This is a genomic window from Amycolatopsis anabasis (assembly GCF_009765355.1).
GTDB classification, from domain to species: domain Bacteria; phylum Actinomycetota; class Actinomycetes; order Mycobacteriales; family Pseudonocardiaceae; genus Amycolatopsis; species Amycolatopsis anabasis.
In genome coordinates this window covers 223,102-241,117 of record NZ_VTHK01000004.1, presented here as the reverse complement: position 1 = coordinate 241,117, position 18,016 = coordinate 223,102, and the positions used below count along the sequence as shown (strand labels likewise).

The 18,016-nt window shown below is 71.0% G+C and carries 21 protein-coding genes; 10 read left to right on the top strand and 11 right to left on the bottom strand.

Annotated elements, in window-relative coordinates:
• Positions 1-49: 49 nt before the first annotated feature.
• The gene (gene pssA / locus FXO23_RS07320) at positions 50-1,027 is read right to left on the bottom strand and encodes a CDP-diacylglycerol--serine O-phosphatidyltransferase (protein WP_158882119.1); all 978 of its coding nucleotides are present in this window, start codon (positions 1,025-1,027) and stop codon (positions 50-52) included.
• A 160-nt stretch (positions 1,028-1,187) separates the two neighbouring features.
• Complete coding sequence (locus FXO23_RS07315) at positions 1,188-1,886, bottom strand: phosphatidylserine decarboxylase (RefSeq protein WP_158882117.1); 699 nt, start codon at positions 1,884-1,886, stop codon at positions 1,188-1,190.
• A 318-nt stretch (positions 1,887-2,204) separates the two neighbouring features.
• Between FXO23_RS07315 and FXO23_RS07310 the strand changes: the two genes are divergently transcribed.
• On the top strand, positions 2,205-2,387 hold the full coding sequence (locus FXO23_RS07310; RefSeq protein WP_158882115.1) for a hypothetical protein: 183 nt from the start codon (positions 2,205-2,207) through the stop codon (positions 2,385-2,387).
• Here the strand turns inward: FXO23_RS07310 and FXO23_RS07305 are convergent.
• Positions 2,350-2,622 carry a GlsB/YeaQ/YmgE family stress response membrane protein gene (locus FXO23_RS07305; RefSeq protein WP_158882113.1) on the bottom strand — a complete coding sequence of 91 codons (273 nt, stop codon included), beginning with the start codon at positions 2,620-2,622 and terminating at the stop codon, positions 2,350-2,352. The two genes, FXO23_RS07310 and FXO23_RS07305, sit on opposite strands and share 38 nt — an antisense overlap.
• A gap of 137 nt (positions 2,623-2,759) precedes the next feature.
• Positions 2,760-3,965 carry a molybdopterin molybdotransferase MoeA gene (gene moeA / locus FXO23_RS07300; protein WP_158882111.1) on the bottom strand — a complete coding sequence of 402 codons (1,206 nt, stop codon included), beginning with the start codon at positions 3,963-3,965 and terminating at the stop codon, positions 2,760-2,762.
• A 75-nt stretch (positions 3,966-4,040) separates the two neighbouring features.
• Between moeA and FXO23_RS07295 the strand changes: the two genes are divergently transcribed.
• The 5 genes from FXO23_RS07295 (at position 4,041) to groL (ending at position 9,082) form a co-directional block, all read left to right on the top strand.
• A complete protein-coding gene (locus tag FXO23_RS07295; protein WP_158882109.1) occupies positions 4,041-4,718 on the top strand; it encodes a TIGR00266 family protein in 678 nt (225 codons plus the stop codon).
• Between the two features lie 9 nt (positions 4,719-4,727).
• Positions 4,728-5,342, top strand: coding sequence for an AIM24 family protein (locus FXO23_RS07290; RefSeq protein WP_158882107.1), 615 nt, complete (start codon positions 4,728-4,730; stop codon positions 5,340-5,342).
• Positions 5,343-5,455: 113 nt separating this feature from the next.
• The gene (locus FXO23_RS07285; protein WP_158882456.1) at positions 5,456-5,659 is read left to right on the top strand and encodes a cold-shock protein; all 204 of its coding nucleotides are present in this window, start codon (positions 5,456-5,458) and stop codon (positions 5,657-5,659) included.
• Between the two features lie 79 nt (positions 5,660-5,738).
• Complete coding sequence (locus FXO23_RS07280; protein WP_246256997.1) at positions 5,739-7,211, top strand: serine/threonine-protein kinase; 1,473 nt, start codon at positions 5,739-5,741, stop codon at positions 7,209-7,211.
• 239 nt (positions 7,212-7,450) lie between these two features.
• Entirely contained in the window at positions 7,451-9,082 is a 1,632-nt protein-coding gene (groL, locus tag FXO23_RS07275; RefSeq protein WP_158882105.1) for a chaperonin GroEL, read from the top strand.
• An 87-nt stretch (positions 9,083-9,169) separates the two neighbouring features.
• Here the strand turns inward: groL and FXO23_RS07270 are convergent, their stop codons facing one another.
• On the bottom strand, positions 9,170-9,391 hold the full coding sequence (locus tag FXO23_RS07270; RefSeq protein WP_158882103.1) for a PspC domain-containing protein: 222 nt from the start codon (positions 9,389-9,391) through the stop codon (positions 9,170-9,172).
• 129 nt (positions 9,392-9,520) lie between these two features.
• On the opposite strand from FXO23_RS07270, the gene FXO23_RS07265 reads away from it, so the two are divergent.
• On the top strand, positions 9,521-10,285 hold the full coding sequence (locus tag FXO23_RS07265; protein ID WP_158882101.1) for a nucleotidyltransferase domain-containing protein: 765 nt from the start codon (positions 9,521-9,523) through the stop codon (positions 10,283-10,285).
• A gap of 67 nt (positions 10,286-10,352) precedes the next feature.
• Positions 10,353-11,150 (top strand): transporter substrate-binding domain-containing protein, encoded by a 798-nt coding sequence (locus FXO23_RS07260; RefSeq protein WP_158882099.1) that lies wholly within the window; start codon positions 10,353-10,355, stop codon positions 11,148-11,150.
• A gap of 11 nt (positions 11,151-11,161) precedes the next feature.
• On the opposite strand, the gene FXO23_RS07255 is transcribed toward FXO23_RS07260, so the two are convergent.
• Positions 11,162-12,094, bottom strand: coding sequence for an o-succinylbenzoate synthase (locus FXO23_RS07255; RefSeq protein WP_158882097.1), 933 nt, complete (start codon positions 12,092-12,094; stop codon positions 11,162-11,164).
• A gap of 108 nt (positions 12,095-12,202) precedes the next feature.
• On the opposite strand from FXO23_RS07255, the gene FXO23_RS07250 reads away from it, so the two are divergent.
• Positions 12,203-12,775, top strand: coding sequence for a type 1 glutamine amidotransferase domain-containing protein (locus FXO23_RS07250; protein ID WP_179956706.1), 573 nt, complete (start codon positions 12,203-12,205; stop codon positions 12,773-12,775).
• Positions 12,776-12,785: 10 nt separating this feature from the next.
• Here the strand turns inward: FXO23_RS07250 and FXO23_RS07245 are convergent, their stop codons facing one another.
• The 3 genes from FXO23_RS07245 to FXO23_RS07235 form a co-directional block, all read right to left on the bottom strand.
• Positions 12,786-13,487, bottom strand: coding sequence for a nitroreductase family protein (locus FXO23_RS07245; protein ID WP_158882095.1), 702 nt, complete (start codon positions 13,485-13,487; stop codon positions 12,786-12,788).
• Positions 13,488-13,605: 118 nt separating this feature from the next.
• The gene (locus FXO23_RS07240; protein WP_158882450.1) at positions 13,606-14,469 is read right to left on the bottom strand and encodes a DUF72 domain-containing protein; all 864 of its coding nucleotides are present in this window, start codon (positions 14,467-14,469) and stop codon (positions 13,606-13,608) included.
• Positions 14,470-14,581: 112 nt separating this feature from the next.
• Positions 14,582-15,340 (bottom strand): DUF4253 domain-containing protein, encoded by a 759-nt coding sequence (locus tag FXO23_RS07235; RefSeq protein WP_158882093.1) that lies wholly within the window; start codon positions 15,338-15,340, stop codon positions 14,582-14,584.
• A gap of 177 nt (positions 15,341-15,517) precedes the next feature.
• On the opposite strand from FXO23_RS07235, the gene FXO23_RS07230 reads away from it, so the two are divergent.
• Positions 15,518-16,369, top strand: a complete 852-nt coding sequence (locus FXO23_RS07230) for an SGNH/GDSL hydrolase family protein (RefSeq protein ID WP_158882091.1) — start codon at positions 15,518-15,520, stop codon at positions 16,367-16,369.
• Between the two features lie 4 nt (positions 16,370-16,373).
• On the opposite strand, the gene FXO23_RS07225 is transcribed toward FXO23_RS07230, so the two are convergent.
• Both FXO23_RS07225 and FXO23_RS07220 read right to left on the bottom strand, forming a co-directional pair.
• Complete coding sequence (locus FXO23_RS07225) at positions 16,374-17,153, bottom strand: hypothetical protein (RefSeq protein WP_158882089.1); 780 nt, start codon at positions 17,151-17,153, stop codon at positions 16,374-16,376.
• Positions 17,154-17,245: 92 nt separating this feature from the next.
• Positions 17,246-17,824, bottom strand: a complete 579-nt coding sequence (locus FXO23_RS07220) for a hypothetical protein (RefSeq protein ID WP_158882088.1) — start codon at positions 17,822-17,824, stop codon at positions 17,246-17,248.
• Positions 17,825-18,016 lie beyond the last annotated feature (192 nt).

Here is an 18,016-nt window from a genome sequence, read left to right as displayed (position 1 = left end):
CCCCTACTCTATCCGCGACCGCGACGGGAACCGGCCGGACGCGCGCCGGCTACTTGTCGCCGCCGCGCTGGCGCAGCCCGATCCGCCGCCAGCTCCGCTTGCGCTGCCCCTGCCCGTCCGTCCCCGGCCCGTACCCGCGCCCCAGGGAATCGGAGTTTCCGTTGCGGGGCAAGCGAACCGCGCGCCGGGCGGCGCCCGCGACCTGCTGCAGGCGCGGCGGTCGCAGGCCGAGGCGGCGCGCCCGGCCCCGCCGGGCCCGCCGGATCGCCCGGCGCTCGCGCGGCGGGACGTCCCACGCCTCGGGGTGCTTGGCCAGCCAGTAGTAGCGGCGCACCGAGTACGGGATGTGCGCGAGGTAGAGCAGCAGCGCGGCGGCGAGCGCGATCAGCGGGTACTGGATGATCGCGGCGGCCAGCAGGCCGACCCCGACCAGCAGCGGCGCGACGATCCGCGGCGGGACCTTGACCGACTTCAGCGACAGCGTCGGGATCCGGCTGATCAGCAGCGCGGCGATGGCCACCGTCCAGATCCACACCACGACCGGCTCGGACCACCAGCCCTGGTGGAACTCCTGCTCCAGGATCAGCGGCAGCAGGGCGAGCAGGCCGCCGGCCGGTGCGGGCACGCCGACGAAGAACTCGTTGGCGTACGGCGGTTTCTCCACGTCGAGGAAGGTGTTGAACCGGGCCAGGCGCAGCACGATGCAGACCGCGAAGATCAGCGCGGCGACCCAGCCGATCCGTTCCGCGTCCCACTGCCACACGTAGAGCACCAGCGCCGGCGCGACGCCGAAGGAGATGGCGTCGGACAGCGAGTCCAGTTCGGCGCCCATCTTCGAGGTGGCGTCGAGCAGGCGGGCGATCCGGCCGTCCAGGCTGTCCAGGATCGCGGCGACGCCGATCGCGCCGATCGCGAGCAGGAACTGCCGGTTCAGCGCGAACTGCACGGCGGAGAGCCCGGAACACAGGGCGAGCACGGTGATCGCGTTGGGCAACAGCCGGACGCCGGGCGTGGTGGCGCGAACCATCGGACTCACTGTTTCTTCGCGACTTCGCGCGCGTCCGCGATCGTGTCGCCAGGGCGCGACTTGTGAGCGCATCGAACGTCGGCAGGGAGGGCGCCCTGCCGCCCCGATAGCGGGGCCTGTCGGCCGGGGCGCGCGCTGTGGTCGACTCGAGCGCCGCGACTCACGACTGGACCTTACGTTCGGCCAGCGGCGTCTCGCCGCCGATCGTGCGCTGCCCCTTGCTCACCAGCACCCTGCTGCCCGGCGGCAGGTAGACGTCCACCCGGGAGCCGAAGCGGATCAGGCCGTAGGTCGCGCCGACCTCGGCCTTCTCGCCCTCGCTGACCTGGCAGACGATCCGGCGGGCGACCAGGCCGGCGATCTGGACGACCACCAGTTCCTGGCCGTCCTCGGTGCGCAGCAGGACCGAGTTGCGCTCGTTGTCCTCGCTGGCCTTGTCCAGATCGGCGGAGAGGAACTTGCCGGGGCGGTAGGCGATCCGCTCGATCAGCCCGCTCACCGGGAGGCGCTGCACGTGCACGTCGAAGACGGACAGGAAGACGCTGATCCGGGTGCGCGGTTCGGCGGGCAGCCCGAGTTCGGGCGGGGGAGCGGCCTCCTCGATGAGGGAGACCAGCCCGTCGGCGGCCGCGACGACCAGCCCGGACCGGGCGGGCGGGACCCGGCGCGGCTCGCGGAAGAACGCGGCGGTCGCGACGGTGGCGAGCGCGGCGGCGGCGCCCAGCGGCTTGGAGAGCCTGCGCAGCACCAGCGTGCCGGCGATCCCGCCGAGCACGAACGGCCGGCCGGCCGGGTGCATGGGGGGCAGGGTTTCGCGGGCGAGCTTGACGGCGTGGGCGATGGGATTACTCGCGCTCATCTGATCGGGGGTTCCCGTGGTTCGTGGAAGGTGCTCGGTGCGACCCCACGCTACCGCCCGGGTGAACGGGCCGGAGCCCAGCATCCCCCTCCGTGGTCACTGGGCTCCGGTCCGCCGCGGTGCCGCCCCGCGTTCCCCACGCGGAACGCGGTGCTCCCCTTGAGCGGTCACACCCGTGTGACTGCGCTCGCACGGAAGTCCTTACGGGGTAGGTGTGCGAACTCCCCCGAGCGGGTATCCCCCACCCGCGGAGGCTGCGCTAACGGACGGTGATCGAAGTCGATTCACTGCGTAGTAACCGCAGAGAGGAATATGGTCATGCCAGCCACGGCTACGCGGCGCGGGGACCGGCTCATGCTGCTGTTCGCGGCCTGGCGGCAGGAGATTCTCGACGTCCCCCTGCCGGTGCTGGTCGATCCGGCGACCGCGGTGCGGATCGTCCGGACGGCGCGTGCGGAAAAGGTCAAGAACGGTCGCGCGAACGGCCGCTCACCAGCCTGAGCACGGCAAGCAGCAGGATCGCGCCGAGCACGGCGACCCCGAAGCTCGGGAAGTCGAATTCGAAGGACCTGCTCTGGCCGGTCGCGAGCCGGTAGACGAACCCGCCGAGCGCGGCGCCCACCACGCCGACCAGCACGCTGTACAGGCAGCCCCGGCGCCGATCCGGGCCACCGGCGATCAGGTTGGCCACCCAGCCGGCCAGCGCCCCGAAGATGATCCACGAGAAGATACCCATGGCCGCCAGGCTACGGCCGCGTCCCCGCGGCCGCCCTCGGGGAATTCCCCGGATTCTCCGGCTCCCCGAGTCTCGGGGGTCGTGAGTGGCCAGACCGGTTCTAACCGGCGTGAACACTCACGACCCACCCAGTTCGGTCACAGCAGCAGCACGGAGACCTCGGCGCCCGCGGCCGCCTCGGTGACCTCCTCGGGCAGCACGATCAGGCAGTTCGCCTGGGTGAACGCGGCGAGCAGGTGCGAACCGGGACCGCCGCGCGGCCCCACCTCGCCGGTGACCTGGCCCTCGGCCTGCCAGTAGAACCCGCGCCGGAACTGGCGCCGCCCGGCCGGGGAACGCAGCGACTCGGTCAGCCGGGCCCGCGCCTGGCGCCGGTCGGTCTCGGCGTACCCGAGCGCGGCGAGCAGGGCGGGCCGCAGGAACGCCTCGAACGACACCAGCACGCTCACCGGATTGCCGGGCAGGGTCACCACCGGCACCCCGTGCCAGCGCCCGCAGCCCTGCGGCCCGCCGGGCTGCATGGCCACCTTGGCGAAGGTCACCCCGGCGCCGGTCAACGCGTCCTTCACCACCTCGTACGCCCCGGCGCTGACCCCGCCCGAGGTCACCACGAGATCGGTTTCGGCCAGCCGCGGCTCGATCGCCGCCCGGAACTGGGGAACGTCGTCGGCGACGCTGCGCACGATCTCCACCGGGCAGCCCAGGGCACGGATCGCGGCCGCGAGCATCACGCTGTTCGACTCGTAGATCTGGCCCGGGCGCAGTTCGTCCGGCGGGGTCACCAGTTCCGAACCGGTGGAGACCACCAGGACGCGCGGCGGGGCGTGCACGGTCAGCCGGTCCAGGCCGACCGCGGCGGCCAGGCCGAGCTGCGCGGGCCCCAGCACGCTGCCCTTGGCCAGCGCGACCGTGCCCTGCGCGACGTCCTCGCCGGTGCGCCGCACGTGCTGGCCGGGCGTGGCGGGCGCGTGGATGCGGACCCGCTCGGTGCCGCCGTCGGTGTGCTCCACCATGACCACGCTGTCCGCGCCGGTCGGCAGCGGGGCGCCGGTCATGATCCGGTGCGCGGTGCCGGGCAGCAGCACCGGCACGTCGGTCCGGCCCGCCGGGATGTCCTCGGCGACCGGCAGTTCGACCGCGCGCTCGGCGGTCGCCTCCACCACGTCCACCGAGCGGACCGCGTAGCCGTCCATCGCCGAGTTGTCGAAGGGCGGCAGGGAAACGCCCGCGGGCACGTCCGCGGACAGCACGAGTCCCGCGCACTCGGCCAGCGGGCGGATCGTCGGTGCGGCCGTCCCGAGCAGGGCGGTGACCGTGGCGCGGTAGTCGTCGACGGAGATCACGCGGACCATCCTCCCTCGCGTCCCGGCTCGTGCAAGACTCTCCCCGCCCGGTCGCAGCTTTCATGGGGAGATTTCATGCAGGTTCAAGTCCGCCACCAGCCCGCCTTCGCCGTGGCCAGGCTGCTGCTGGCACCCGGCGAGCCGGCTCAGGTCGAAGCCGGGGCGATGGCCGCCACCAGCTACGGCATGCACGTCCAGGCGCAGTCGCAGGGCGGGATCATGAAGGGCCTCGGCCGCGCGTTCCTGTCCGGGGAATCGTTCTTCATCTCCACCTACACCGCCCCGCAGAACGGCGGCTGGGTCGACGTGGCCGCGAACCTGCCCGGCGACATCCAGGTGATCAACCTGGACGGCCGCACCGGCTGGTGCGTCACCCGGGGCTCCTGGCTGGCGTCCTCGCATGGCGTGCAGACCGAGACCCGCTGGGGCGGTTTCGGCAAGCTCTTCGGCGGCGAGGGCGGCTTCCTCACCCACGCGACCGGGCAGGGGCAACTGGTGGTGGCCTGCTACGGCGCGCTGGAGACGGTGACCCTGCAGGCCGGCGAGATGATCACCATCGACTCCGGGCACGTGGTCGCCTACGCCGACACCGTGCAGTCGCAGACCCGCAAGGTCGCCTCGGGGGTCATCCAGTCGCTCAAGAGCGGGGAGGGCCTGGTGTTCGACTTCGCCGGACCGGGCCAGGTGCTCACCCAGACCCGCAACCCCTCGGCCCTGGCCGCCTGGGTGATCGCCCAGGTGCCGTCGCGGTAGGAGCGGCGCGTGGAGGTGCACACCCGCCACACGCCCGCCTTCGGGGTGGCGCGTGTGGTGCTCTCGCCCGGCGAAGCGGTGCAGGCCGGTGCGGACACCATGCTGGCGAGCAGTTTCGGAATCGTCGAGGCCCCGATGACCCGGGGCGGGCTGCGTTCCCACGGCAAGGGCGCGCCCACGGTGTTCACCGCCCCGGCCGAGGGCGGCTGGATCGACCTCGCGCCGAACAGCGCCGGGGACGTGTATCCGCTCGAGTTCGACGGCTCGACCGGCTGGTGCGTGGCGAAGAACGCGTTCCTCGCCCGCCCGTCCACGGTCCGCGCGGACCACGGCTGGCCCGGCCTGCAGACGCTGTTCGGCGGCGACGCGGGTTTCCTCGAGCACTACAGCGGGGTCGGCCCGCTGGTGCTGGCCTGCGCCGGTCCGGTCGACGCGTTCACGTTGTCGGCGGGCGAGGTGATCACCGTCCGGCCGCCGTACCTGCTCGCCTACCCGGACACCCTGCAGTGCCGGCTGCGGGCGATCGACCCGTCCGGGCCCCAGTCGGTCCGCACCGGGGAAGGGCTCGCGCTCGATTTCGCCGGCCCGGGGACACTGCTGGTCCAATCGCGTAAAGCAGGGTGATTTGCCCGCGAATTGGGCATTGCCCGGCCGCCTGGTTCCGGTAGCGTGATCGGAGCTAAAAACGCTGGTGGAGCGTACCTGCCAGCGTGCTGGTCGGCAGCAAGGAGGGCGCCGTGGCGGTCGGCACGGTCAAGTGGTTCAACTCGGAAAAGGGCTACGGGTTCATCGCGTCCCCGGAGGGCCCGGACGTCTTCGTGCACTATTCGGCCATCCAGTCGGACGGCTTCCGCACCTTGGACGAGGGCGACCGCGTCGAGTTCGAGGTCCAGGCGGGCCGGGACGGGCGGAGTCAGGCGGCCGACGTCCGCAAGGTGTAGTTCGACATTTCCGTAACGGGAAGCGGCTCTTGGCAGAACCGGCGACGGGTGCGGAATCCAGGGCGTTAGGCTGCGCTGCGTGACAGGCGATGTGTCGGGGGACCTCACCGGTCGCCGGTTGGGCAACTACCGCATTGACGGTGTGCTCGGCAAGGGCGGCATGAGCGTGATGTACAAGGCCACCGACGTGCGGCTCGGACGCAAGGTGGCGCTGAAGGTCATCGGCGAGCACCTCGGTGCGGATGCCGAGTTCCGCGAGAGATTCGTCGACGAGGCCCGCAACACCTCCGCGATCGATCACGCGAACGTCGTCCCGCTCTACGACTTCGGCGAGCTGGACGGCATGTTGTACATCGCCATGCGGCTCGTCGACGGGGCCGATCTGGCCAGCCTCATCTCCGGCGGCCCGATGGCGCCCGACCGCGCCCTGAAACTGCTCGAGCAGGTCGCGGACGCGCTGGACAGCCTGCACAACCGGGGGCTGGTGCACCTCGACGTCAAACCGGCCAACGTGCTGGTGACCAGCCGGGAGTCGGCCCGCGAGCACGTCTACGTCGCCGATTTCGGGCTGACCCGCCGGGGCGCCACCGGGCACCGCACCCGGGGCGGCGACTTCCTGGGCTCGCCGACCTACGCCGCGCCCGAGCACCTGCGCGGCGAACCGCTGGACGGCCGCACCGACCAGTACGCCCTGGCCTGCGTGCTCTACGCCTGCCTGACCGGCAGCCCGCCGTTCAAGGGCGACGTGCCCACGGTGATCAAGGGGCACCTCGGCGGCGAGCCGCCCGCGGTGTCGCGCGCGGTCAACCTGCCGCCCGCCATCGACGACGTCGTGCGCAAGGGCATGGCGAAGAATCCCACGGAACGTTACGAGAACTGCGTGGCGCTGGTCACCGCGGCGCGGCAGTCGCTCGGTCCGGCGGAGCGCCCGCCGGGCTCGGGCGCCGGACCAGCCGCCGCGATGGCGGCCGGGCACCAGGCGGGTGCCCAGCGCGGAGAGGGGGGCCAGATGCAGCCGTTCGGACAGCAGCCACCGCCCGGGTACGGGCAGCAAGGACCGGGACAGCAGGGACCGCCTCCGGGCACCCCGCCGCAGGGGCAGCCCCAAGGCCCGCCACCCGGCTACGGCGGGCCGCCCCCGGGCTACCCGCCGCAGGCGCCCCCGCCCGGTTACGGCCCGCCGCCGCAGGGCCTGGGCACGCCCCCGCCCGGCGGCGCGCCGGGGTACGGCCCGCCGCCCGGTTACGGCCCGCCCGGCGATCCGGTGCGGGTGCGCCCGCCGATGCCCGCGAGCGGTTCCGCGGCGTTCTCCCAGAACAAGAGCTCGGGCGCGAAGTGGATCTGGATCGCGCTCGGCATCCTCGTGGTGGCCGGCGCGATCGTCGGCGCGATCTTCCTGTTCTCCGGCGGCAGCGATTCGCCGTCCGCGCCGAGCAGTCCCGCGCCGGAGATCCCGGTCGGGCCCGGCGGTTCGCAGTCGAACGGGCCCGGCACCGGGAAGAACAGCCCGCCGCCCGGGACCATTCCGGTGAAACCGAGCGCGGGCGGCTGACCTGCGGTTCTTGCACTCGCACCCGGAGAGTGCTAAACACGGCGTTGGCACTCGGCGATGTCGAGTGCCAGGCGAGGGGTCACCGACCGCTCGCCTGAAGGTCGGGACGGTGAGGCCAGGTCCGGGAGTTCTCCGGGCCGGTCGTCCGTCGCGGGCACCGAGCCTGGCCGAAGGACGTGTCCTGCTGCTGTCGCCGAACCGGCGGACGGCAGCGCCCAATACCGGAGGACCACACCGCAATGGCCAAATTGATCGCGTTCGACGAGGACGCCCGCCGTGGACTTGAGCGCGGCCTGAACACCCTCGCCGAAGCCGTCAAGGTGACGCTTGGCCCCCGTGGCCGCAACGTCGTGCTCGAAAAGAAGTGGGGCGCGCCGACCATCACCAACGACGGTGTCTCCATCGCCAAGGAGATCGAGCTCGAGGACCCGTGGGAGAAGATCGGGGCCGAGCTCGTCAAGGAAGTTGCCAAGAAGACCGACGATGTCGCGGGTGACGGCACCACCACCGCCACCGTGCTCGCCCAGGCTCTCGTCCGCGAGGGTCTGCGCAACGTCGCCGCCGGCGCCGACCCGATCGCCCTCAAGCGGGGCATCGAGCAGGCCGTCGAGGCCGTGACCGAGCAGCTGCACAAGGCCGCGAAGGAGGTCGAGACCAAGGAGCAGATCGCTGCCACCGCCTCGATCTCGGCCGCGGACCGCACCATCGGTGAGCTCATCGCCGAGGCGCTCGACAAGGTCGGCAAGGAAGGCGTCGTCACCGTCGAGGAGTCCAACACCTTCGGCCTCGAGCTCGAGCTCACCGAGGGTATGCGCTTCGACAAGGGCTACATCTCCGGTTACTTCGTGACCGACCCGGAGCGTCAGGAAGCCGAGCTGGAGGACCCGTACGTCCTGCTCTACGGCTCCAAGATCTCCAACGTCAAGGACGTGCTGCCGCTGCTGGAGAAGGTCATCCAGTCGGGCAAGCCGCTGCTGATCATCGCCGAGGACGTCGAGGGCGAGGCGCTGGCCACCCTGGTCGTCAACAAGATCCGCGGCACCTTCAAGTCCGTCGCCGTCAAGGCCCCGGGCTTCGGTGACCGCCGGAAGGCGATCCTGCAGGACATCGCGACCCTGACCGGTGGCCAGGTCATCAGCGAGGACGTCGGTCTCAAGCTGGAGAACGCCGACCTGTCGCTGCTGGGCCGGGCCCGCAAGGCCGTCATCACCAAGGACGAGACCACCATCGTCGAGGGTGCCGGCGACGCGGACCAGATCCAGGGCCGGGTCAACCAGATCCGGGCGGAGATCGAGAACTCGGACTCCGACTACGACCGGGAGAAGCTGCAGGAGCGCCTGGCGAAGCTGGCCGGCGGCGTGGCCGTCATCAAGGCCGGCGCCGCGACCGAGGTGGAGCTCAAGGAGCGCAAGCACCGCATCGAGGACGCGGTGCGCAACGCGAAGGCCGCCGTCGAGGAGGGCATCGTCGCCGGTGGTGGCGTGGCCCTGCTGCAGGCCGCCGAGACCGCCTTCGCGGGCCTGAAGCTGACCGGTGACGAGGCCACTGGCGCCAACATCGTCAAGGTCGCCGTCGAGGCTCCGCTCAAGCAGATCGCCGTCAACGCCGGCCTCGAGGGCGGCGTCGTGGTGGAGAAGGTCAAGACCCTCCCGCAGGGCCACGGCCTCAACGCCGCCACCGGCGAGTACGAGGACCTGCTCGCGGCCGGCGTGCCGGACCCGACGAAGGTCACCCGTTCCGCGCTGCAGAACGCCGCTTCCATCGCGGCGCTGTTCCTGACCACCGAGGCCGTTGTGGCCGACAAGCCGGAGAAGGCTCCCGCGGCTCCCGCGGGCGACCCGTCCGGTGGCATGGGTGGCATGGACTTCTGACAGTCCGTTACGGCTCAAGGGCCCGGTCCGCTTCGGCGGCCGGGCCCTTCTGCTTTTTCGGAAGTGCCGCCACTTCCGGGCCACGGGTCAGGCGGTTTCCGCTTCGGGCATGAGGATCCAGCAGGCCGCGTAGATCAGGACCGGGGCGCCGACGCCGAAGATGGTGGCCGCCACGAACAGGATCCGCAGGATCGCGGCGTCCACGCCGAGCAGCCGGGCCCAGCCGCCGCACACGCCGGCGACCATCTTGTCGCTGGAACTGCGGCGGAGCTTCTTCGTGGTTTCCGAGGAGAACACGTTGTTCGTCATGACTCCATGTTCGGCGGCCGGACCCGCGCCGGCATCGGGGAACGGCCCGGAGCCGACCCGGAATTCCGACCCTGAGCCGGGTGGAAAAATCAGCTGCGCGGGCAGGTCCCTCCCGAGTAGACAGCGGGTATGAAACACGACAGTCCCGAGTTCGCCGACATCGCCGAGCGCGGCACCATCCTGCGCTGCCAGGTGGGTTCCGGCCTGCACGGGACCGCCGTGCGGGGGCAGGACGACCGCGACGAGATGGGCATCTGCGTCGAGCCGCCCGAGTACGTGATCGGCCTGAGCCGGTTCGAGCAGTACCTCTACCGGACCCAGCCCGAGGGCGTCCGCTCCGGCCCGGGTGACCTGGACCTGATCGTCTACTCGTTGCGCAAGTGGATGCGGCTGGCGCTGAGCGGTAACCCCACCGTGCTGCTGCCGCTGTTCGTGCCGGAGTCGGAGATCGTCCGGCTCACCGATCTCGGCCGGGAACTGCGGGCACGGCCGGAACTGATCGTCTCCCGGCAGGTGGCCCACCGGTTCCGCGGCTACCTGCGCGCCCAGCGCGAGCGCATGCTCGGCCTGCGCGGCAAGCGCACCAACCGGCCGGAACTGATCGAGAAGTACGGCTTCGACACCAAGTTCGCCATGCACATGGTGCGGCTCGGGGTCCAGGGCGTGGAACTGCTGGAGACCGGCCGGATCACGCTGCCCATCCCGGAGCCCTGGCTGACCTGGCTGCGCGACCTGCGCCAGGGGCGGCACACCAAGGACGAGGCGCTGGCGGCCGCGACCGAGCTGGAGCAGCGGCTGGAGAAGCTGAGCACGTCCTCGCCGCTGCCCGAGCGCCCGGACGCGGCGCGGGCGAACGCGTGGCTCGTGCGGGCGTACCAGTCGGCCTGGAGTTGACCCTTCCGCACGACCGGCCGAGCGCATAGTTTTCGATCACGGACCGGATCGATGGAGGTGCTGGGGAATGCGAGTCAAGTTCGCCGCGATCGGGCTGGCGTTGCTGGCCGTGCTCGGGATCGGCACGGCCGGCGCGACTTCCGATCGCGGGCCCGGCCCGGCGAGCAGGCTCGACCTGGTGCAGCACCGCGGCGAGATCCGGGTGTGCAGCACCGGGGACTACCGGCCGTTCACCTATCGCGATCCGGCGACCGGCCGGTGGAGCGGGATCGACGTGGATCTGGCCGGGGATCTCGCCCAGCGGCTCGGGGTCCGGCTGACCGTGGTGCCGACGACGTGGAAGAAGCTCGTCGACGATCTCGGGCGCGCGTGCGATCTGGCGATGGGCGGCATCTCGGTCACCTTGGACCGCGCCAAACGCGCCTTCTTCAGCACGCCGTACGTGCGGGACGGCAAGACGCCGATCACGCGGTGCGAGAACGCCGAGCGATTCGGGACGCTGGAACAGATCGACCAGCCCGGGGTGCGCGCGATCGTGAATCCGGGCGGTACCAACGAACAGTTCGCCGACGCGAACCTGCACCGCGCGACGATCGTCCGGCATCCCGACAACAACACGATCTTCGAGGAGATCATCGCGGGCCGCGCGGACCTGATGATCACCGACGCGACCGAGACGCGGTGGCAGGCGAAACAGCATCCGGAACTGTGCGCGGTGCATCCGGACCGGCCGTTCACGTTCGCGGAGAAGGCGTACCTGCTGCCGCGCGGGGACGTGGTGTTCCAGGAGTTCGTGAACCAGTGGCTGCACCTGGCCCAGAACGACGGCACCTACGACCGGATCGCCAAACCCTGGCTCGGCTGATCCCGCCCGCCTCACCCCGCGCGGACGCGGTCGAGCCGGTCGAGCCACCAGGCCCGGGCAGCCTCCCCGGCGGCGAAATCGGCGTACCGGTCGGGTGCGGGCGCGTGCCGCGGGACCGGTAGGTAACCGTCCACTGGGGACAGCGGTTGGCTGGTGACATCGCCTTCCAGCAAGGAAATCGTGCCGAGCCCGCAGGCGAAGTCCAATGTGGGCAGGGCCCCGGCCAGGGCCAGCCCGGCCGCCAGGCCGACGCTGGTCTCCACCGCCGAGGAGACCACGCACGGCAGCCCGCAGGCCTCGGCCACCGCGAGCGCGCGCCGGACGCCGCCCAGCGGCGCGACCTTGAGCACCGCCACATCGGCCGCCCCGGCCACGGCGACCCGCAGCGGATCCTCCGCCCGCCGGATCGATTCGTCCGCCGCGATCCGCACGCCGACCCGGCGGCGCACGGCGGCCAGTTCCTCGACGGACGGGCAGGGTTGCTCGACGTACTCCAGCCCGCCCGCGGCCTTGTCCAGGGCGGTGATGGCCGCGACCGCGGTCTCGACGTCCCAGGCCGCGTTCGCGTCCACCCGGATCGCGCCGGCGGGCCCCAGCGCGTCCCGCACCGCCGCCACCCGGTCGCAGTCGCCGGCCAACGGCGAGCGCGGATCGGCCACCTTGACCTTCGCGGTGCGGCAGCCCGACGCGGCGACGAGTTCGTGCGCGCGCTCCGGCGGCACGACCGGGACCGTGGTGTTCACCGCCACCCGGTCGCGCACCGGCTCGGGCCAGCCGCGTTCGCTCGCCTCCACGGCGGCGGCCAGCCAGGGCAGGCATTCGGCGTCGGAGTACTCCGCGAACGGGCAGAACTCGCCCCAGCCGGCGGGGCCGTGCAGGAGCACACCCTCCCGGACGGTGATGCCCCGGAAACGGTTGCGCAGGCCGATCGCGTAGACGTCCACGCCCCGAGCGTAAGGCGCGGGCTTGGCACATCCGAGTGATCGGCATGTTTGCCCGGCCGGGTCAGCCGGGTAGTTCCGGACCAGGAGCTACATGAGGAGGAGTTTTCCGTGGCGAACACACTCTCCGGGCAGCGGGTGGCCTTCGTGGTCGCGCCCGAGGGAACCGAACAGGTCGAGCTGACCGAGCCCTGGAAGGCCGTCGAGGAAGCCGGTGGGCGGCCCGAACTCGTCTCCACGTCGCCGGGGTCCGTGCAGGCCTTCAACCACTTGGACAAGGCCGACACGTTCCGAGTCGACAAGGTGATCACCGAGGTGTCGCCCGGCGACTACGACGCCCTGGTCCTCCCCGGCGGCGTGGCCAACCCGGACTTCCTGCGCACGGTGCCGAACGTGGTGCGGTTCGTGGGCGAGTTCTTCGCCCAGCAGAAACCGGTCGCCGCGATCTGCCACGCGCCGTGGACCCTGATCGAGGCGGACGTGGTGCGGGGCCGCCGGATGACCTCCTGGCCCAGCCTGCAAACCGATCTGCGCAACGCCGGCGCCGACTGGGTCGACGAGCAGGTCGTGGTGGACTCCGGCTTCGTGACCAGCCGCAAACCCGACGATCTGCCCGCCTTCTGCGGCAAGCTGATCGAGGAGATCGCCGAGGGCAAGCACCGCGCGCAGGCGCGCAGCGCCTAGACCCGCCCGCCTAGACCCGCACCAGCACCTGGTCGAGGGTTTTGCGCCGCAAGCTGGGCACCACGCAGTCGTCGGCGGGGTAGCCGACCGGGATCACCGCGAACGCCTTCTCGTTGCGCGGCCGGTCGAGCACCTCGCCGAGGAACTTCATCGGCGACGGCGTGTGGGTCAGCGCGGCCAGCCCGGACAGGTGCAGCGCGGTGAGCAGCATGCCGACCGCGATGCCCACCGATTCGTCCACGTAGTAGTGCTTGCGGATACTGCCGTCGTCCTCCAGGTAGAAACGCTGCTGGAAGACCACGATCAGGCAGGGCGCGTCGGTGATGTGCGCCTTGACCGCGTCCGTGCCCAGCGGCCGCAGCGCGGAGAGCCACTCGTCACCCAGCCTGCCGTCGTACGAGATCCGTTCTTCCGCCTCGGCCGCCTCGCGGATGCGGCGCCGCACCTCGGGATCCTCGACCAGCACGAACGTCCACGGCTGCTGATGCGCACCGCTCGGCGCCGTCGAGGCCACCGCGATGGCGTCCAGCACGGCCTGCTCGGGCACCGGATCGGGGGAGAACATGCGCACGGTGCGCCGCGCTTCCATGCGTTCCCGCAGTTCGGCCGCCTCGGCGACGGACTCGTCGGCCGGCATCCGCGCGGGCCGGTAGGGCACCGGCACGTACGGTTCGCCGTAGTTGGGGGTCCAGCGCTCCTCGGTCGTCGTCATGCGGGCGATTGTGGCAACGGCGACGCGCGACGGGAACCCTTTCCGCCCGATTGACGGAAACCGCTGTCCGCAGAGCGGACAAATCGGCTCACCGGCGGGCCGGACACCCGGGCGGGACCTACGGCCGCGGTCCAGCGCCCAGCCGCCGGGCCAGTCCGATCGCGTCACCGGGCGCCTTCACCTTGATGTCGTTGTCGAAGTAGACGTACACATCCCGGTGTTCCCGCGCGGCGGGAGTGCCCACGGTGTGCTCGGTGCGCGGGCTCTCCCCGGCGCGCCATCGCGCGATCTTGTCCGCCCACGAGTCCAGAGCGGCCTCGGTGTACCCGCTGGCGTACAGCTCCTCGTCGCCGTGCAGCCGGACGTACACCAGGTCGCCGGAGGTGACGTCCTCCAGATACGGCCAGGTGCCCGCCGTATCCGCGACGACCAGCGCGACGTCGTTGTCCCGCAACAGGTTCACGCAATCCCCGGTGGCGAAGCTGGGATGGCGGACCTCGAGCGCGTAGCGCAGTGCGCGTTTCTCTCCCGGATCGGTATGGGCCTCTCCCTTCAGCTTGTCGTCGTGTTCGGCCGCCAGTGCCGCGGCCGCGTGGGTGTCCCGCGGGAGCAGTGCGAAGAACTCGGTGAGCCGGTCGGGGTCGAACCGCAAGCGGGGCGGCAGTTGCCACAGGATGGGCCCGAGCTTGTGGCCGAGGGCCAGGACCCCGGAGGCGAAGAAGTTCGCCAGCGGTGCCCGGACATCCCGGAGCTGTTTCATATGGGTGATGAAGCGGCCGCCCTTGACCGAGAACACGAAGTCTTCCGGGGTTTCGGTGAACCAGGCGCGATAGCGTTCCGGTCGTTGCAGCGAGTAGAACGAGCCGTTGATTTCGACCGTGTTCACCTGCCGCGACAGGAACTCCAGTTCCCGGCGCTGCGCCAGGCCCTTCGGGTAGAAGACGCCGCGCCACGGCGGGTACCGCCACCCCGAGGTGCCGATCCGGATCTCAGCGATTGCACCCTCCAGGTTCGGTTGTCGTCGCTTCCCCCAAGCAGCCTCCCTTCGTCGTCGTGCTGGTGTGTAACCGGGTTATGGGATCGCCAAACCCGGGTCAATCCCAGGAGAACCGCCAGTGGCGCGACAGGACCAAACCGGCGGCGAACTCGCGCATGTTGCCCGGCTGCCCGGTGAAGCTGCGCAGGCTGAACGCGCGGTGCTCGGCGGCCACCGCGAGCGCGCGGCCCTGATTGCGGGGTGGTGCGGCGACGGACAGTTCCAGCTCGTCGAAGCCGAGCACGACGAGCGTCGCGCCGAACCGCTCCTCCCAGCTGCGCAGCACCGCGGAGAGCGCCGCGACCTGGTCGGTGGACTTGATCATCCCGGTCCAGCCGAGCAGGGCCGGGATGTCCGCGGGGCGCTCGGTCTGCACCAGGCCGAGGCGGTGCGGCCGCCGCGCGGCCAGGACCGAACCGGTGTTCCCGGCTTCGGCCAGCGGATCCGAACTCCGCCCGGAACGCCGTGCCAGCCCGGGGAAATCCGTGCCGAACGGGCGCAGGCAGTCGCCCCCGCAGCAGGTGGATTCCCACCAGTGGGCGAGCGTCTCACTCGGGTCGAACGAATCGATCTTCCCCGCCGCCGGGAGCAGCCGGCCGCGATCGTCGATCCAGTCCTCGCCGCGGGCGAGGAACCGGGGGTCCTGCGGGATGAGCACCGGCCACAGTCCGGTGCGCTCGAATTCGGCGACGCAGGCCGGGTAGCCGCCCGGATCGGCGAGCGGTTCGTCGGAGACCCAGATCGAGCCGTGCCACCGCCCGGGCGGCAGCGACAGGCCGGGCAGGGTCAGTTCGCGGTGGAGTGGAGCGATGGTCATGGAGACCCCCTCGAGAGCTGGCTTGCGCTGACGGGTCGAACACTAGTTCGAGGGTCCGACAATTTTGGAAAACCGGCCGCCGACCTGGGGCTTGTGCTGTGGCCCGGCTCACGTTAGCTTTCTACCTACTTTTGAGTAGCTAGTTGCCGGTCCCCATCAGCTCAACGAGGAGCAGCCATGCGCCGGGTTCTCAGCAGCCTCGCCGCGGTCGTCGCGGTCGCCCTGACCACGGCACCCGCCGCCGTCGCGTCGTCCGGATACGACTCCTACGTCGCGCTCGGCGACTCGTACACCTCGGGGTCGCTCATCCCGAACCAGGTCAACCTGCCCTGCACCCGGTCCGACCACAACTACCCGTCGCTCGTCGCGAAGGACATCGCGCCCGGTTCGTTCACCGACGTGAGCTGCGGCGGCGCGACCACCAAGGACATGACGGGCTCGCAGCCGCTCACCGGCAACCCGCCGCAGTTCGAGGCGTTGAAACCGGACACCGAGCTGGTGACCGTCGGCATCGGCGGTAACGACGTGCCGTTCGCGGAGGTCGTGGTGACCTGCGGGCTGATGGACGCGCTGGTGCCGCACGGCGCGCCCTGCAAGAACTTCTACACCTCCGGCGGCACCGACAAGCTCGCCGAGAAGGTGCGCGCGGTCGGGCCGAAGGTGGCCGCCGTGCTCCGGGGCATCCGCGACCGCGCGCCGAAGGCGAAGATCGTGCTGGTCGGCTACCCCACGCTGCTGCCCGACGACGGCACCAACTGCTGGCCGCTGGTGCCGATCTCCGACGGCGACGCGCCCTACCTCCGCGACGCCAACAAGCTGCTCAACACCGTCCTGGCCGAGCAGGCGAAGGCGCACGGCGCGAAATTCGTCGACACGTACCGCAGCAGCATCGGCCACGACATGTGCCAGCCGCCCGGCGCCAAGTGGCTGGAGGGCCTCTTCCCGACCTCGGTCGCCGCCCCGGTGCACCCGAACGCGCTCGGCGCCGAGAACCAGGCCCGCCAGGTGCTCGAGGCGCTGGGCGAGTAGCCGGTCAGAACTTCCACTCCCAGCCCTTGTCCGAGGACAGGGGCACGATCAGGGTGCCGTGCGCCATCGGCGCCTCGATCTCCAGCACGCCTTGAGTGCGCTGGTTGGGGCCGAGGTCGGTGGACAACCGGGAGCCGGATTCGGAAAGGCACATCGAAGGGCTGGCAGAGACGGTGAGCCCGTCTTCTCCTAGAAGTTTGATGGAAAAGGGGTTGACCACTCCGCCGAGGCGCTCGTTGGTTCCGGCGTCGTCACCCGTGGCCACCCGGATGTGCAATACCAGGGTGTGCCGTCCGGGCTCGCGTTTGGGGGCGTATTGATCGCACTTCGGATCAACCTCGATCTTGTCGATCGCGAACCTGACCTCGGACCCGGGTTCACCGAATGCGGCTTCCGCTCCTAGTTCTTTGAGAATGTTTCCGCGTTCGTTCGTCGGGACCGCGGGCTTCTCCGGACTCGGCGGTGGCGGGCCCAGGGCCCGGTTCAGGCCGTCGGACAGGTCGCCGAGTTCCCGGGACCATTGCGCTTGCAGCGCCAGTCCGATCGCGATTCCGGCGATGGATAGGGCGAGTCCGAAACCGGACATCACCTTCCGGGCGCCGAACAGGCCGATCGCCGCGAATACGACACCGATGAACCCGGCGATGATCGTGGCGTTGTTCAGGATCGGCAACGGGCTGCCGCAGAGCGCGACGATCCCGAGCACGAGCGCGGTGATCGCGGCACCGTGGAACTGGCGGCGTCTCGGTGGCGCGGGCGGCGGGGGAAGGTGGACTTCCGTCATGTTGTGCTCCCGGACTGGGTGGATGGTGTGGAGCGCGCGTTCCGGGTGCGGTGGTAGTCGGCCGGGAAGCCTGTGTGTTACGCCCGACTGCTTCAGGCGCGCAGGTGGTGTGTGCGGGCGTGGAGGGCCAGGGCGAGTGCCCAGCCGCCGGCGAGGGTCGCGGAGACCGGGAGCAGCAGGAACAGCGGTTGCCACAGGGCCAGCAGGGCGACCGCGCCGCACAGGCAGGCGAGGAGCACCGCGGGGAGCGCGGCGTGCCATCGGTAGGCGGTGAGCAGCGGCAGGCCCGCGAACGCGATTCCGGCCAGGCCGAGGAGGGCGCGCGCACTGCCCGACGAGGACCACAGCACGAGCCAGGCGAGGCTGGGTACCAGCGCGACCGCGAAGACGAGCCACAGCAGGTGGCGAATCATCAGATCGAGTGTTTCGGCGTCCGCGTGCCGGGCGAGCAGGGCGGCCGCGACGGCGAGTGCGGCCAAGGCGGCGATCGCGGCGCCGAGCAGGGCGGGGACGGTGAACGCGGTGCCGTCCAGATCGGGGCGGTGGGACTGCAGGACGGTCGCGACCGCGGCCGCCGCGAGCAGGCCGGTGAGAGTTGCCGCCGCGAGTGCGGCCAGGTAGCGCGGCAGCAGGGTCGGGGTGTCCAGCCGGTGGCGGTCCGCGGAGCCCATGGCCCGAGTGTGGCAGCGCCCGGCGTTGATCGCCGAGTGTGCGGGGAACGTGGAATTCGCGTGCCCGAGTGTGTGGTTCGCTTGCCTGAACGTGTAGTTCGGGTGCCTGAGTGTGTGGTTCGCTTGCCCGAATGTGTAGTTCGGGTGCCCGGGATGTCGAGATCGCCTACCGAGATGGGGAACTCGGTGTGC